The organism is Chryseobacterium sp. DT-167 (assembly GCF_058310155.1).
The window spans coordinates 319,556-334,357 of sequence record NZ_JBZEEQ010000003.1 but is presented as its reverse complement, the minus strand read 5'-3'; the positions used below and the strand labels follow the sequence as shown (position 1 = coordinate 334,357).

Annotated in this window: 17 protein-coding genes; 8 read left to right on the top strand and 9 right to left on the bottom strand. The window is 34.2% G+C overall.

From position 1 onward, the window contains the following. Positions 1-223: 223 nt before the first annotated feature. From hisG to hisIE, 8 genes are read left to right on the top strand one after another with little or no spacing between them, the layout of a single operon-like run. Positions 224-1,081, top strand: coding sequence for an ATP phosphoribosyltransferase (gene hisG, locus AC4FQ5_RS06330; RefSeq protein WP_491141681.1), 858 nt, complete (start codon positions 224-226; stop codon positions 1,079-1,081). 1 nt (position 1,082) lies between these two features. Next, positions 1,083-2,357 (top strand): histidinol dehydrogenase, encoded by a 1,275-nt coding sequence (gene hisD / locus AC4FQ5_RS06325; protein ID WP_491141680.1) that lies wholly within the window; start codon positions 1,083-1,085, stop codon positions 2,355-2,357. A 4-nt stretch (positions 2,358-2,361) separates the two neighbouring features. After that, entirely contained in the window at positions 2,362-3,387 is a 1,026-nt protein-coding gene (gene hisC / locus AC4FQ5_RS06320) for a histidinol-phosphate transaminase (protein WP_491141679.1), read from the top strand. Position 3,388: 1 nt separating this feature from the next. Further along, complete coding sequence (gene hisB, locus AC4FQ5_RS06315; protein WP_491141677.1) at positions 3,389-4,483, top strand: bifunctional histidinol-phosphatase/imidazoleglycerol-phosphate dehydratase HisB; 1,095 nt, start codon at positions 3,389-3,391, stop codon at positions 4,481-4,483. Beyond that, a complete protein-coding gene (gene hisH / locus AC4FQ5_RS06310; RefSeq protein ID WP_491141675.1) occupies positions 4,484-5,062 on the top strand; it encodes an imidazole glycerol phosphate synthase subunit HisH in 579 nt (192 codons plus the stop codon). A gap of 2 nt (positions 5,063-5,064) precedes the next feature. Next, positions 5,065-5,787: a 1-(5-phosphoribosyl)-5-[(5-phosphoribosylamino)methylideneamino]imidazole-4-carboxamide isomerase gene (gene hisA / locus AC4FQ5_RS06305; RefSeq protein WP_491141674.1), complete on the top strand. Its 723-nt coding sequence runs from the start codon at positions 5,065-5,067 to the stop codon at positions 5,785-5,787. After that, positions 5,780-6,532, top strand: a complete 753-nt coding sequence (gene hisF, locus AC4FQ5_RS06300) for an imidazole glycerol phosphate synthase subunit HisF (protein WP_491141672.1) — start codon at positions 5,780-5,782, stop codon at positions 6,530-6,532. Before hisA ends, hisF begins: the two co-directional genes overlap by 8 nt. Beyond that, a complete protein-coding gene (gene hisIE, locus AC4FQ5_RS06295; protein WP_491141670.1) occupies positions 6,529-7,113 on the top strand; it encodes a bifunctional phosphoribosyl-AMP cyclohydrolase/phosphoribosyl-ATP diphosphatase HisIE in 585 nt (194 codons plus the stop codon). Before hisF ends, hisIE begins: the two co-directional genes overlap by 4 nt. Before the next feature lie 31 nt (positions 7,114-7,144). Here the strand turns inward: hisIE and AC4FQ5_RS06290 are convergent, their stop codons facing one another. The 9 genes from AC4FQ5_RS06290 to AC4FQ5_RS06250 all read right to left on the bottom strand — a co-directional run bounded on the left by AC4FQ5_RS06290 (position 7,145) and on the right by AC4FQ5_RS06250 (position 14,799). Beyond that, positions 7,145-8,326 carry a M28 family peptidase gene (locus tag AC4FQ5_RS06290; protein WP_491141667.1) on the bottom strand — a complete coding sequence of 394 codons (1,182 nt, stop codon included), beginning with the start codon at positions 8,324-8,326 and terminating at the stop codon, positions 7,145-7,147. 79 nt (positions 8,327-8,405) lie between these two features. After that, complete coding sequence (locus AC4FQ5_RS06285; RefSeq protein WP_491141666.1) at positions 8,406-9,575, bottom strand: M28 family peptidase; 1,170 nt, start codon at positions 9,573-9,575, stop codon at positions 8,406-8,408. A 109-nt stretch (positions 9,576-9,684) separates the two neighbouring features. Continuing rightward, positions 9,685-10,029 carry a 50S ribosomal protein L20 gene (gene rplT / locus AC4FQ5_RS06280; RefSeq protein ID WP_491141665.1) on the bottom strand — a complete coding sequence of 115 codons (345 nt, stop codon included), beginning with the start codon at positions 10,027-10,029 and terminating at the stop codon, positions 9,685-9,687. A gap of 117 nt (positions 10,030-10,146) precedes the next feature. Then, positions 10,147-10,344: a 50S ribosomal protein L35 gene (gene rpmI, locus AC4FQ5_RS06275; RefSeq protein ID WP_300345981.1), complete on the bottom strand. Its 198-nt coding sequence runs from the start codon at positions 10,342-10,344 to the stop codon at positions 10,147-10,149. A gap of 324 nt (positions 10,345-10,668) precedes the next feature. After that, a complete protein-coding gene (infC, locus tag AC4FQ5_RS06270; RefSeq protein WP_034676299.1) occupies positions 10,669-11,169 on the bottom strand; it encodes a translation initiation factor IF-3 in 501 nt (166 codons plus the stop codon). A 177-nt stretch (positions 11,170-11,346) separates the two neighbouring features. Continuing rightward, positions 11,347-13,266 carry a threonine--tRNA ligase gene (gene thrS / locus AC4FQ5_RS06265; RefSeq protein ID WP_491141662.1) on the bottom strand — a complete coding sequence of 640 codons (1,920 nt, stop codon included), beginning with the start codon at positions 13,264-13,266 and terminating at the stop codon, positions 11,347-11,349. Positions 13,267-13,430: 164 nt separating this feature from the next. Then, entirely contained in the window at positions 13,431-13,613 is a 183-nt protein-coding gene (locus AC4FQ5_RS06260; RefSeq protein WP_491141660.1) for a hypothetical protein, read from the bottom strand. An 11-nt stretch (positions 13,614-13,624) separates the two neighbouring features. After that, complete coding sequence (locus AC4FQ5_RS06255) at positions 13,625-14,230, bottom strand: DUF4230 domain-containing protein (RefSeq protein WP_491141658.1); 606 nt, start codon at positions 14,228-14,230, stop codon at positions 13,625-13,627. Next, complete coding sequence (locus tag AC4FQ5_RS06250) at positions 14,227-14,799, bottom strand: TlpA family protein disulfide reductase (RefSeq protein ID WP_491141656.1); 573 nt, start codon at positions 14,797-14,799, stop codon at positions 14,227-14,229. The genes AC4FQ5_RS06255 and AC4FQ5_RS06250 overlap by 4 nt, the downstream gene beginning before the upstream one ends. Between the last annotated feature and the right edge of the window lie 3 nt (positions 14,800-14,802).

The window sequence follows — 14,802 nt, the reverse complement described above, 5'->3', positions numbered from 1 at the left end:
GTTCTACATTTGTACCCATAAATATTCAACAATGAAACCCAATTTTTTAACAGTACATCATTATCATCATCTCTGCTAAGACGGAATTGATTGATATTTGTGTTAAAAAATATAATTATAATTTAAACCGTCTGAGTCTATAGACGGTTTTTTTGTTTCCTGAATTCTCCTCAGAAAAATCTCAATAATTACTTTCCATTTACTCAGACATAAGAAAATTGAAATGAGTAAATTAAAAATTGCAATCCAAAAAAGCGGTCGTCTTTACGAAGAATCTCTGCAGCTTCTCAAAGATTGCGGAATTTCTGTAAACAACGGCAAAGACCAGCTAAAAGTTTCGGTAGAAAACTTTCCGATGGAAATTATGTATCTCAGAAACTCAGACATTCCTCAATATCTTGAAGATGGAGTAGTTGATATAGCGATCGTTGGCGAAAATCTTTTAGCTGAAAAAAATAAGGCAATTACAACCGTTCATAAATTAGGTTTCTCAAAATGTCGCGTTTCTCTGGCCGTTCCAAAAGATGTCGAAACAGATAGTCTTCAGTATTTTCAAGGGAAAAAAATTGCCACTTCTTATCCGAATACACTAAAACAATTTTTAAAGAGAAATAATATTGAAGCAGATATTCACGTAATTTCAGGTTCGGTAGAAATTGCTCCCAACATTGGTTTGGCAGACGGAATCTGTGATATCGTAAGTTCCGGAAGCACTTTATTTAAAAATGGCTTAAGAGAAACGCTTACCATTCTGAAATCTGAAGCTGTTTTAGCTAAAACTTCTCAACTCAGTTCTGAAAAAGAAAATATTCTTGAGAGACTTTTATTCAGAATCAAAGCTGTTTTAAAGGCTAAAAACTCAAAATATATTCTGATGAATGTTCCTAACGAAAAAATCGCTGATATTTCAAATGTGCTTCCTGTATTGAAAAGTCCGACTGTAATTCCTTTGGCAGAAGTAGGTTGGAGTAGCATTCACTCCGTAATTGATGAAGAACGTTTCTGGGAAGTCATTGATGAACTAAGAGAAAACGGAGCTCAAGATATTTTAATAATTCCAATCGATAAAATGGTTATTTAAGATGAATATACACCAATTTCCCAGTAAAAACAACTGGAACGAACTTATAAAACGACCTGTTTTTAAAAGAGCAGAAATTTCCGAAATCGTTTCAGGTATTTTCGATGAAGTACAAAAATTTGGAGATAAAGCATTATTTGAATTCAATAAAAAGTTTGATTCTGTTGAACTAGAAAATCTTTCTGCTTCGACAAATGAAATAGAAAATTCTTCAAACTTAATCTCAGAAGAATTAAAAAATGCTATTCAACGAGCAAAAGAAAATATTACAAAATTTCACAAGTCTCAAGAAACTGAGATTCAGAAAATTGAAACAACAAAAGGAGTAACGTGCTGGAGAGAAAACAGAGCCATCGAAAAAGTCGGAATTTATATTCCTGGAGGAACTGCGCCATTGTTTTCTACAGTTTTAATGCTTGCAATTCCTGCACAATTGGCTGGTTGTAAAGAAATTATTCTTTGCACACCACCAGACAAAAACGGAGAAATAAATCCTGCGATTATCTACACTGCACAACTTTGCGGAATCACTAAAATCTTCAAAATCGGTGGAGCTCAGGCAATTGCGGCGATGACTTTCGGTACAGAAACGATTCCTAATGTTTATAAAATTTTTGGTCCCGGAAATCAGTTTGTCGTTGCAGCAAAAGAATTGGCTCAGAATTTTGGTGTTGCAATCGATATGCCTGCAGGACCAAGCGAAGTTTTAATTACTGCAGATGAAAACGCAGTTCCTGAGTTCTGTGCGGCAGATCTTCTTTCACAGGCAGAACACGGAAGTGATAGTCAGGTGATTTTTATTTCGACTGATCTTAAAATTTTAAATGAAACCGTTGATGAAATTAAAAAGCAGCTTAAAAGTCTCCCAAGAAATGAATTTGCTCAACAATCCTTAGACAATAGCCATTTTATTTTAGTTAAAACTATTGAAGAAGCCCTAGAATTCAGCAATTTATACGCTCCAGAACATTTAATTTTAGCAATTAAAAATTTTGAGAATTATATTCCTTTAATCCAAAATGCTGGTTCGGTTTTCCTTGGAAATTACTCCTGTGAAAGTGCAGGAGATTATGCAAGCGGAACCAATCACACATTACCGACAAATGGTTTCGCAAAAAATTATAGTGGAGTTTCCTTAGACAGTTTTGTAAAGAAAATTACCTTTCAGAATTTATCAAAAGACGGACTTCATAATTTAGGCAAAACCATAGAACTCATGGCAGAAACAGAAGGTTTAATTGCTCATAAAAACGCCGTTTCAATCAGATTAAAATAATAAAATGACAACAATAAATATCACTCGGTTGGTTCGAAAAAACATTTTAGAACTTCAACCTTATATCAGTTTCAGAGATCAAAATGAATTTGCCAATCCTGTTTTGATGGATGCTAACGAAAGTCCGTTTGGTGAATTCAATCGTTATCCGGATTCTACTCATCAAAAAATCAGGAATCAAATTTCTCAGCTCAAAAACATTTCACCCAATCAAATTTCAGTCGGAAACGGAAGTGATGAATTGATCGATTTGATCATCAAAATCTTCTGCGAACCAAAAAAAGATTCCATTTTAATGTTAAATCCTTCGTTTGCGATGTATGGTTTTTATGCATCAATCAATGAAAATTCAGTTTTAAAACTTCAGTTAGACGAAAATTTTGAAATTCAGAAAGAAGAATTTTTAAAAATAATTAAAGAAAATCAACCGAAAATTTTCTTCTTATGTTCGCCCAACAATCCAACCGGAAATTCAATCAGTGACATTGAATTTTATATCGAAAATTTCAACGGAATTGTAGTTGTAGATGAAGCTTACATTGAGTTTTCAGACAAAAGATCAGCGATTGAATTGATAGAAAAATATCCCAATCTAATAGTGCTTCAAACGTTTTCAAAAGCTTGGGGAATGGCAGGAGCGAGAGTCGGAGTCGCTTATTCTTCCGAAGAAATTACTCAACTTATTTACACCGTAAAAGCTCCTTACAATGTCAATTCTTTAAGTCTGAATTTAGTTTCTGAGAACCTTGAAAACGTAAGTAAATTTCAGAATAATTTGGAACAGATTATTGAAGAAAGGTCTTGGCTAGAGAAGGAATTTGATGAAATAAAATGTATCGAAAAAGTTTTCCCAACTGATGCCAATTTTTTTCTTATCAAATTTAAGGATGTCGAAACTGTGTATCACAAATTGTTAGAAAACGAAATTCTTACAAGCAAAAGATTTCCTCAAATTCCGGACTGCATTAGAATAAATGTTGGAAACAGAGAAGAAAATATCCAATTAATTAATACTTTAAAAAATATTTAAAATGAAAAAAGTATTATTCATCGATCGCGACGGAACATTAATTATTGAGCCACCAATAGATTTTCAGGTTGATTCTCTGGAAAAGCTTGAATTTTATCCCGGCGTTTTTCAAAACCTGTCAAAAATCGCAAAAGAACTAGACTATGAATTGGTAATGGTAACCAATCAGGACGGTTTGGGAACAGAAAGTTTTCCTTATGATGATTTTATAAAACCACAGGAAAAAATGATGAAAGCATTTGAAAATGAAGGAATATTCTTCACAGATGTTTTCATTGATAAAAGTTTTGAGTACGAAAATTTAAATACAAGAAAACCCCAAACCGGGATGCTAGGAAAATATATTCACGGAAATTATGATCTCGAAAATTCTTATGTAATCGGTGATCGATTGACTGATATTGAATTAGCAAAAAACTTAGGAACAAAAGCTATTTTTATCAGCGAAGATGCAAATGAAGAAGCCGAATTGACTACGAAAAACTGGAGCGAAATCTATCAGTTTTTAAAGCAGATTCCACGAAAAGCTAAAGTATACAGAAAAACCAATGAAACAGAAATTGAAATCGAAGTAAATCTTGACGGAAGCGGAAATTCTGAGATTTCTACAGGACTTCATTTTTTCGATCACATGCTAGAACAGATCTCAAAACACGGAAATTTAGATTTAAAAATAAAAGTAAGCGGCGATTTGCAAGTTGATGAGCATCACACGATTGAGGACACAGCAATTGTTTTGGGAGAAGCGATTTTACATGCTTTAGGCAAAAAAAAAGGAATTGAAAGATATGGCTTTTTGCTTCCGATGGATGATTGTCTGTCTCAGGTTGCGATCGATTTTGGAGGAAGACCGTGGTTGGTTTGGGATGTTGAATTTAATAGAGAAAAAATTGGTGATGTACCTGCAGAAATGTTTTTTCACTTTTTTAAATCATTCACAGATTCTTCCAAATCAAATTTAAATATAAAATCGGAAGGAAATAATGAGCATCACAAGATTGAATCTGTTTTTAAAGCTTTTGCAAAATCGATAAAAATGGCTGTAAATCAGACAGATCAGAATTTTAATTTACCATCAACAAAAGGAAGTTTATAAATGATTGCAATTATAAAATACAATGGCGGAAACGTGAATTCGGTTCAAAATGCATTAAACAGATTAGGCAAAAAATCGATAATCACGGATGATTTTGATTTGATACAAAATGCCGATAAAGTGATTTTCCCTGGAGTTGGTGAAGCTTCTTCAACGATGAAATTGTTGAAAGAAAAAGGTTTGGATCAGTTAATTCCAAAATTGACTCAGCCAGTTCTCGGAATCTGTCTCGGAATGCAGTTGATGTGTGGAAACAATGAAGAAGGAAACACAATGGGAATGGGGATTTTTGATATAAATGTTAAAAAATTTCCATCAGAAAATATCGTTCCGCACATGGGTTGGAATACAGTTTCAGATTTGAAATCACCATTGTTTTCTGAGATTTCGGAAGAAAATGATTTTTATTTTGTTCACAGTTATTTTTGTGAATTATCAGATTTTACAACTTCTGTCTGTGATTATATTTTGCCATTCAGCGCAACCTTGCAGAAAGATAATTTCTTTGCAACACAGTTTCATCCTGAAAAATCAGGGGAATTTGGGAATCAATTATTGAAGAACTTTTTAAAAATTTAATGATGAAAATAATTCCAGCCATAGATATCATCGACGGAAAATGTGTGAGACTTTCAAAAGGTGATTACAGCACAAAAAAAATATATAATGAGAATCCTGTAGAAGTTGCAAAAAAATTTGAGAGCTTCGGAATACAGTTTCTTCATTTGGTAGATTTAGACGGAGCAAAATCCAAACATATTGTCAATCAAAAAGTGTTGGAAAAGATTGCCAATGAAACTTCATTGCACATCGATTTCGGAGGTGGACTGAAAACAGAAAGAGATATTGAAATTGCCTTTAATTCGGGAGCAAAGCAGATTACAATTGGCAGTATTGCCGTCCATAATCCTGAATTTTGTTATGAAATTATTGAAAAATACGGTTCTGGAAAAATAATTCTCGGAGCTGATTGTGAAAACCGAAAAATAAAAACTTCTGGCTGGCTTGAAGAAAGTGACAGAGATATCATTGATTTTATTCTGCAATATCAAGGAAAAAATATAAAAAATGTGATCTGTACGGATATTTCAAAAGACGGAATGCTGGAAGGAGCTTCGACAGAATTGTATCAGGAAATTTTAGCAAAAGCTGATATAAATCTCATCGCAAGTGGAGGAATTTCGTGTATCGAAGACGTTTTCAAAATGAAAGAAATTGGCTGTTCCGGAACGATTATCGGGAAAGCAATTTATGAAAATAAAATATCACTCAATCAGCTTCAAAATTTTATTGAAAATGCTTAAAAAAAGAATCATTCCCTGTCTGGATATCAAAGACGGAACAACGGTGAAAGGAATTAATTTTGAAGGTTTGATCAATGCCGGAAATCCTATCGAACTTGCTAAAAAATATGAAAATGAAGGCGCAGACGAATTGGTTTTCCTTGACATTACGGCAACGATTGAAGAGCGAAAAACTTTTGTAAAATTGGTAAAAGATATTGCAAAAGAATTGAGCATTCCGTTTACAGTAGGTGGAGGAATTTCTACGGTGGAAGATGTAAGGAAGTTGCTTGAAGCCGGAGCCGATAAAATCAGTATCAATTCCTCGGCGGTTAAAAATCCGAAACTAATATCTGATTTGTCAAAAGAATTTGGAAGTCAATGTATTGTAGTTGCAATCGATACAAAATTTATCAATGATTCTGATTGGGTATTCATAAAAGGTGGGAGAGAGCAGACTTCTTTACAAACTTCAGATTGGGCGAAAAGATCAGAAGAATTGGGTGCAGGTGAAATTCTTTTAACCTCAATGGATGGTGACGGAACTAAAAATGGTTTTGATCTGAAAATGACAAAATTAATTTCAGAAAGTATCAATATTCCTGTGATTGCTTCCGGAGGAGCGGGAAAAATAGAAGATTTTGAAAATGTATTTAATCAGACAAAAGCAACGGGAGCTTTGGCTGCAAGCATTTTCCATTTTGGCGAAATCGGTATCAATGAATTAAAAGAAGAATTAAAATTAAAAAAAATGGCAATAAGATGATAGATTTTAATAAAACAAATGGTTTGGTTCCTGTCATTATTCAGGATGACAGAACTTTGCAGGTTTTGATGTTGGGTTATATGAACAAAGAGGCTTTAGAAAAAACAAAAAAAGAAGGAGTTGTTACTTTTTTCAGTCGCTCAAAAAACAGACTATGGACAAAAGGTGAGGAATCAGGGAATTTTTTAAAAGTAAAAAATGTATCAATAGATTGCGATCAGGATACAATTTTAATAAAAGTAATTCCTGAAAATATCGTTTGTCACACCGGAAGTTTCAGTTGTTTCGGAGATAAAGAAACGAAAGGTTTTTTATATGAATTAGAAGAAAAAATTGCTCAGAGAATTGATAACAAAGTTGAAGATTCATACACTTATTCGCTTTTTCAGAAAGGAATCAATAAAATCTCACAAAAAGTAGGAGAGGAAGCTGTAGAATTAGTCATTGAAGCTAAAGATAATGATGCTGATTTATTTAAAAATGAAGCCGCAGATCTTCTTTATCATTTCCTGATTTTACTGAAAGCCAAAAACTTTTCCTTGCAGGAAATTGAAAAAATTCTTTTGGATCGTAATCAATAAAAAAACCTGCATTTTGCAGGTTTTAAGTATATTATTCAATCACAACTTTTCTTACGACTGTGTGATTATCGGTGATAATCTTTCCCAAATAAACACCTTTTGTAATACCCGAAATGTTGATTTTAGTCTGATTTTCTGTTTTTAAGAACGAATGTCCAAGCAAATCGATCAATTCAAATGAGAAATTTTTTGCATTTTTTGGCAGTTTGATATTCAGAAATTCCTTTGCAGGATTAGGATAAATCGTTGTCTGTTCCCATTCGTTTGTGGAATTTTCATCAGTACTTAAAATTGAAGTGGTGGCTACTGCAAAATGTTGAAGTGCACCCACTGAAGCTTTTCCTACATTATAAATATAAACTGGATCTGTATTGGCAAATGTATCGTTTGCGGTATGAGGATAATTGCTTCTTAACCTCTCAAAATAGCCCGTAATCACTTCACCTTTCAGCTCAAATGGAATATAATCTGTGTCTTCAGCTTCATCAATATCTGTTAAAAGCGGTGAATAAAGACCTGTAAGAGTTACCAGTTGTTGTGTAGCCGCAACAGAAGCTGCAGTATTATTAGGATTACCTCCCATATCTTCGTCACAATAAATCGTATTGTTATTGTTCCCCATTTTTCCTCCCACCTGATCGAGATTAAAAACCAGTTTAATATCCAATACACGGTTGGTACCCTGATAAGCAACATTATTGGCATAATGAAGACTACCTTTCAAGCCTTGTTCTTCTCCTGAAAAATGGATAAACTTAATAGAATATTCTGTAGGAATATCTTTTAAAATTCTCGCCGCTTCCAAAATAATAGAAGTTCCGCTTCCGTTGTCATTGACTCCCGGTCCGTTGATGCTATCAAAATGCCCGCAAATAATCACAAATTTATCAGGATAAACCGTTCCGATTTTTGTAATTACTAAATTTTTAGAATTAATGGTATTGCTTCCGGAAGTGTAAGAAAACGGATCTTCGGCAATCTGACTTGCCAAATAGCCGTAAGAAAGATATTTATTTTTGATCCAGTTAAACGCATTGACGTTATTTGCAGAACCTGTAGTTTTGATTCCGAAATTTGAAAATTCCTGTAAATTTGTTGTAATATTGGTCTGAGAAACCTGGTTTGCTCTGTTTTGATAAGCCTGAATAAAACTTTGAGAGTAGAAATTTTGTGATCCGAAAGACAATACAATAAGACTTAAAATTTTCTTCATTAATTTGATTTTTTTAGCATTGATAAATAAAATGGTTCCAGATATTTAAGGAACCATTACTTTGATAAAGAATAATGTTTTATTTTTTTACAACAATTTTCCGCGTCACATTCTCCTCATTTGCTTTTATTAAGAAAAGGTAAACACCATTTTGTAAATCTGAAATGTTGATTTCTGTTTCATTTTCTGTTTTCAAAACCAATTTTCCGCTCATATCGGAAACTTCAACCTTGAAATCTTTGATATGAGGAGGTAATTCTAGTTTAACAATATTTTTTGCAGGATTTGGATATATTTTAACAGATTCCAATTCATTGTTTTGAGTTTCATTCACGGCTAAAGTGGCTGTTGCAACCGCAAAATGCTGAAGAGCACCTACTGCTGCTTTTCCTGCATTGTAAACGTAAACAGGATCTACATTAGCAAAAGTATCATTTACAGTATGTTCGTTAAAGCTTCTTACATTTTCATAGAAACCTGTAATAATGTCACCCTTATTTTCAAAAGGAATATAATCTGAAGCATACGCATTCGACATTACAGATTGAAGCGGAGAATAAAGTGTGGTGCACGTTGCAAGTTGCTGCGTAAACGCTAAAGACTGAGCATTATTCGCAGTTTGTCCGCTTTGGTCGCTTTCACACTTGATGGCGGTATTTGTGTTTCCCAATTGTCCGCCAACCTGATCTATATTAAAAACAACTCTTAAATTTAATTGACGTACATTATTCTGAAAAACAACATTGTTAACATAGTGGGTACTTCCTACTAGACCTTGTTCTTCACCCGAAAAATGAATAAATTTCACAGAATATTCAGTTGGAACATCTTTTAAAATTCTCGCAGCTTCAAGTAAAATTGATGTCCCGCTTCCGTTATCGCTTACACCCGCTCCTGCGATAGTGTCATAATGCCCACAGATAATTACATAGATATTTGGATAAACTGTACCGGTTTTCGTAATAATCAAATTTTTCGAAGTTACACTTCCGGACGTAAAAGTATCTTCCGTAATCTGGCTGGCTGTATAGCCGTATGACTGATATTTAGCTTTAAGCCAATTTAAAGTATTTGTATTCGCTACAGAACCCGTAGTTTTCACACCTAATGCTGAAAATTCCTGAAGAATCGAAGTAATATTAGTTTGTGTTACCAAATCAGCTCTGTTCTGATAAGCCTGAATGAAATTTTGGGCATTTGCACTGTATGAAGCTAATGAAATAAGAAGGAGAGTAGATAATTTTTTCACTTTAAACGTCAATTTTATACTTTGAAGTAATTTTAAGCAAATGTAAATAAAATAAAAAAATCCTGAGCAAAAAACTCAGGATTTTATATTGATAACAAAAAATTTTACATTATTTTACTTGATCTACAACAGCTTTGAATACTTCAGGATAGTTCATAGCTAAGTCAGCTAAAACTTTTCTGTTTAATTCAATGTTGTTCTTTTTAAGAGCTCCCATAAACTGAGAGTAAGACATTCCGTGCTCTCTTGCACCTGCGTTGATACGCATGATCCAAAGTGATCTGAAGTTTCTCTTTTTCTCTTTTCTACCACGGTAAGCATATTGCATTGCTTTATGTACCGCGTTTTTAGCAACAGTCCAAACGTTCTTTCTTCTACCGAAAAAACCTTTAGCTTGTTTCATTAATTTTTTTCTGCGAGCTCTGGAAGCTACGGCATTTACTGATCTTGGCATAATTTAAATTGTTTTTTTGAAAAGGGCGGTAAACTGTTTCATTACACTTATCTGCACCGTTTCAGGGTTAAAATGTTGAATTGTTATTCTTATAAACCGAAAAATGATTTATAAAAACTACTTGATTGCTAATTGACGTTTAACGCTTTTTTCGTCCACTTTCGCAACATAAGAAGTAGTAGTAAGATTTCTCTTCTGCTTAGTTTCTTTTTTAGTTAAGATGTGGCTTTTGAAAGCATTTTTTCTTTTAATCTTACCAGTTCCGGTAAGTTTAAAACGCTTCTTAGCACCTGATTTCGTTTTTAATTTTGGCATTGTTTGCTTTTTTATGTTTTTGTTATCAATACTTTAGCTATCGGCTAAAAGCTTTTGGCTATTAGCTTTTTTTGGGCGTGTCCCTCACTCGTTCATTCCGCTACGCTCCATTCACTCATTCGGGGTCAGGCTATTCATTTCAAGTCCTCGCTCTGCCGCTTTTGCCGGCTCCTGCTGTGGGCTTTCCATTACTATCCTTCACGCAGATAATTGGTTTGCAAAATTACGAAAAATTATCATACAAAAAGAGACTTTCATTAGAAAATCTCTTTTTGTATATTTCCTTAAGACAATGAGTAGGAAACCCATCATCACGTTGTCAAATTATTTAGCTGGTTTTTTAGGACTCATCATCATAATCATTCTTTTTCCTTCAAGTTTAGGAAGCTGATCTACTTTCCCAACATGCTCAAGCTCCTGTGCCAACTTAAGAAGTAGAATTTCGCCCTGATCTTTAAAGATAATTGAACGTCCTTTGAAAAATACGTAGGTTTTCAATTTTGAACCTTCTTCCAAAAACTTTTCAGCATGTTTTTTCTTAAAATCATAATCGTGCTCGTCAGTCTGAGGTCCGAAACGGATCTCTTTCACAACCACTTTGATTTGTTTTGCTTTAAGTTCTTTTTGTTTTTTCTTCTGCTCGTATAAAAACTTTTTGTAGTCTAATATTCTCGCAATGAAAGGTTCAGCTTTGTCTGAAATCACGACCAAATCTAGCTCCTGTTCTTTGGCAATTTGTCTCGCTTTGTCAATCGGGAAAATTCCCGGTTCTACGTTGTCGCCCACTAAACGAAGTTCTCTTACGCGAATCTTATCGTTTATCATGTGTAAGTCCTCCTGTGGTGGACGTCTCTGTGGGCCTCTGTTGTTAAATCTTTGTGCTATCGCTTTATAATTTTATTGGTTAATAACTATTTAATTAAAACATTCAATGATTAAAAATAAAAAATGATTCACTATTCAATAATTTTGAATTCTTAATCCTTTGATTGTTTAATCCTTTTATACTGTTGCTTCTTTTTTGAAGTGCGCTACAAACTCATCCATACTCATCACTCCAAGATCTCCTTCTCCACGTCTGCGTACAGAAACTGTGCCATCTCTTTCTTCATTTTCTCCTACTACAAGCATGAAAGGAATCTTTTTCAATTCGGCATCACGGATTTTCTTACCCGTTTTTTCGTTTCGCTCGTCAATCAATCCGCTAATATCGTGATTTTCTAAAAATCCTGAAACTTTTTTAGCATAATCTACATATTTTTCACTAATTGGCAATATGGTAAACTGATCCGGACTCAACCACAATGGGAAATCTCCGGCAGTATTTTCTAATAAGATCGCAATAAAACGCTCCATAGAACCAAATGGCGCTCTGTGAATCATGATCGGTCTGTGTTTTTCATTATCACTTCCGATATAAGTAAGGTCAAATCTTTCTGGTAAGTTGTAGTCTACCTGAATAGTTCCCAACTGCCATTTTCTTCCTAAAGCATCTTTCACCATGAAATCTAATTTAGGACCGTAGAATGCAGCCTCTCCGTATTCTGTAACTGTGTTTAATCCTTTTTCTTTAGCTGCAGTAACGATTGCGTTTTCTGCTTTTTCCCAGTTTTCATCAGAACCTATATACTTTTCTTTATTATCAGGATCTCTTAATGAAATCTGAGCGGTGAAATCTGCAAATCCAAGTGAACCGAAAACATACAGAACCAAATCGATTGTTTTCTTAAACTCATCCATCAACTGATCCGGAGTACAGAAAAGGTGAGCATCATCCTGAGTAAATCCACGAACTCTTGTCAAGCCGTGAAGTTCTCCGCTTTGCTCATATCTGTAAACCGTTCCGAATTCTGCATATCTTTTTGGTAAATCTCTGTAGCTCCATTGCGAAGTTTTGTAGATTTCACAGTGGTGAGGACAGTTCATCGGTTTCAGCATAAATTCTTCTCCTTCATTCGGAGTTTTGATCGGCTGGAAACTGTCTGCACCATATTTATCCCAGTGTCCGGAAGTTACATACAATTCTTTTGCACCGATATGTGGCGTCATTACAAATTCGTATCCTCCTTTTTTCTGAGCATCAGAAAGGAAATTTTCAAGCTTTTTTCTCAATGCAGTACCTTTTGGCAACCAGAGTGGTAAACCTGCACCTACTTTTTCAGAGAAAGCAAAAATTCCTAATTCCTTACCCAATTTTCTATGATCTCTTCTTTTTGCTTCTTCCAATAGCTCAAGATATTCAGTCAGTTCTTTCTGTTTTGGGAAAGAAATACCGTAAACTCTTGTCAACTGAGGATTCTTCTCATTTCCTCTCCAGTAAGCTCCCGCAGCATTCAAAATCTTCACCGCTTTCACGATTCCTGTATTCGGAATGTGACCGCCACGACAAAGATCTGTAAAATTATCATGTGTTACAAATGTGATTTCGCCATCATTAAGATTAGAAATCAATTCCACTTTATAAGGATTGTCTGCATAAGTTTTTAAAGCTTCAGCTTTAGAAACAGGGTATAGTGAGAATGTAGAAGCTTTTTTAGCATTTTCTAAAACTTTCTTCTCAATTTTGTCAAAATCTTTTTCAGATAAAACTTCGTCACCGAAATCTACATCGTAATAGAATCCGTTTTCGATTGCCGGACCGATAGTTAATTGAGCATTAGGATAAAATTCAAGGATTGCCTGCGCCAAAAGGTGGGCAGAAGAATGCCAAAATGCTTTCTTACCAAGATCATCATTCCATGTCAAAAGCTGTACCGTAGAATCTGTGGTGATAGGCGTGGTAACTTCGACTTGTGTGCCGTTTACAACTGCGGAAATGGTATTTCTAGCCAATCCCTCGCTTATCGATTTTGCCACATCCAACGGAGTGACTTCTCCGTCAAATTCTCTGACGCTATTGTCTGGAAGTGTAATTTTTATCATTGTTTAGTACGAAATTTTAAGTTGCAAAAATACGCATTTTTTACTTCTTTATGAAATCACAGCATGATAATTCACAAAAAATACAATTTATTTTAAATTTTGACGTTAATGAAAATTTCAACTAATGATTTTCTTAATACTTTAAATAAAAAAATACTAAGCTTTCACTTAGTATTATCTGTTTTACCTGATTTGTTTTCTGAAGATTTTTTCACGTCTTCTTTGTCTACATCAGGTGGATTCTGTTTTTTTGAAGAAGCAGGAATATTTTGAAAATCTTCGTTCTGTTTTTTAGTTTCTGCAGAATTTGCAGATTCTTTTGGCTTATCGTTGTCTTCTGAATGCATGATTTTGAATTTTAAAGTTTAAGAATACCGAGCTGTCCGGTCTTATCTTCTATACTGTAATTCAAAGCCTTTGCCAAAACGAAAATATTGTTCAGATTTTCCATTAATTGTTGCTTCCCTTCGCTTTTAAGTCTGTCTTGATCAACGGATTTTATAGCTGTCTGTTTAGCTTTTTGCTGAACATTTCTGATGTCTTTTTCAGAAATTCTATTGATAAAAGAATCATCCATTGACTGTATCTCTACGCTTGGTGTGATTCTGATATCCGGATCTGGTAACTCTGTGATCACCAGTTTTTTATTAACAGAATCAACTTCCATTTTCATTTTATTGAGATCGTAAGAAACCTGCGCATTTGTCTTTGTATAGGTGATAATGGTATTGCTCGTCATTTCTTTTCCAAAAAATTCATAGCCCATTTTGGTTTTCTGCATAGATGAAATATCCTGTTCCAGCACAACCATCTTATTCATTTTTGAGATCTGATTGGTCAGAATATAATAATCAGATTTCTCGGTTTTCTCGCTTACACTGAAACAAGATCTGAAGCTGAAAAACAGAATCAACATCAGCAAAATTCCTGCGACAAAAGGAATGAAAAGTTTTAGATTTCTCAATTTTCTTTTTTAAATATTTCTTTGATTACCGACTGGTCATCTTTCTTTAAGATTTCAACAAGATCTCTTTCGATATATCCTGTAGTTGGCATCTCGATAATCCTTCCAATTTCCTTGCCATATTTTTCTACGATGATGGTCGGTACTTTCTGGATGTTATATTTTGATTCATCGCCGGTAGGAGATTCTTTTTTACGATTTACTGCAATGATCGTTAATCTGCTGTCTGAAAACTTTACTTCTTGCAAAATCTTCATCAGTCTTGGGAAATCTCTGTGGCTGTCTTCACACCACGTTCCCATGAAAACAATCAGATTGTAAGAATTGATTTTGTTTTTCTTTAATTCTCCGACAGCTTTCTGATCTAAAGCATATTCATTAAACTCTTTTATATACCATTCAGAATAGGGTTCTTTTAAAAACTGGTCTTTCAGCTGGTGTCCCAAAAGCATTTTCCCGTCATTGGTAGTTTCAACTTCTCGATTGACCACAACTTTCTGAGCACTCAATTGTTGAGTTGCCAATGCTAAGGATGATACAACAAGTATTTTGGTAATAATTTTTTTCATCTT

Bases quoted from the DNA above. Each gene is read 5' to 3' on its own strand.
- hisG (WP_491141681.1), top strand. From the start codon at position 224: ATGAGTAAATTAAAAATTGCAATCCAAAAAAGCGGTCGTCTTTACGAA.
- hisD (WP_491141680.1), top strand. From the start codon at position 1,083: ATGAATATACACCAATTTCCCAGTAAAAACAACTGGAACGAACTTATA.
- hisC (WP_491141679.1), top strand. From the start codon at position 2,362: ATGACAACAATAAATATCACTCGGTTGGTTCGAAAAAACATTTTAGAA.
- hisB (WP_491141677.1), top strand. From the start codon at position 3,389: ATGAAAAAAGTATTATTCATCGATCGCGACGGAACATTAATTATTGAG.
- hisH (WP_491141675.1), top strand. From the start codon at position 4,484: ATGATTGCAATTATAAAATACAATGGCGGAAACGTGAATTCGGTTCAA.
- hisA (WP_491141674.1), top strand. From the start codon at position 5,065: ATGAAAATAATTCCAGCCATAGATATCATCGACGGAAAATGTGTGAGA.
- hisF (WP_491141672.1), top strand. From the start codon at position 5,780: ATGCTTAAAAAAAGAATCATTCCCTGTCTGGATATCAAAGACGGAACA.
- hisIE (WP_491141670.1), top strand. From the start codon at position 6,529: ATGATAGATTTTAATAAAACAAATGGTTTGGTTCCTGTCATTATTCAG.
- AC4FQ5_RS06290 (WP_491141667.1), bottom strand. From the start codon at position 8,326: ATGAAGAAAATTTTAAGTCTTATTGTATTGTCTTTCGGATCACAAAAT.
- rplT (WP_491141665.1), bottom strand. From the start codon at position 10,029: ATGCCAAGATCAGTAAATGCCGTAGCTTCCAGAGCTCGCAGAAAAAAA.
- rpmI (WP_300345981.1), bottom strand. From the start codon at position 10,344: ATGCCAAAATTAAAAACGAAATCAGGTGCTAAGAAGCGTTTTAAACTT.
- infC (WP_034676299.1), bottom strand. From the start codon at position 11,169: ATGATAAACGATAAGATTCGCGTAAGAGAACTTCGTTTAGTGGGCGAC.
- thrS (WP_491141662.1), bottom strand. From the start codon at position 13,266: ATGATAAAAATTACACTTCCAGACAATAGCGTCAGAGAATTTGACGGA.
- AC4FQ5_RS06260 (WP_491141660.1), bottom strand. From the start codon at position 13,613: ATGCATTCAGAAGACAACGATAAGCCAAAAGAATCTGCAAATTCTGCA.
- AC4FQ5_RS06250 (WP_491141656.1), bottom strand. From the start codon at position 14,799: ATGAAAAAAATTATTACCAAAATACTTGTTGTATCATCCTTAGCATTG.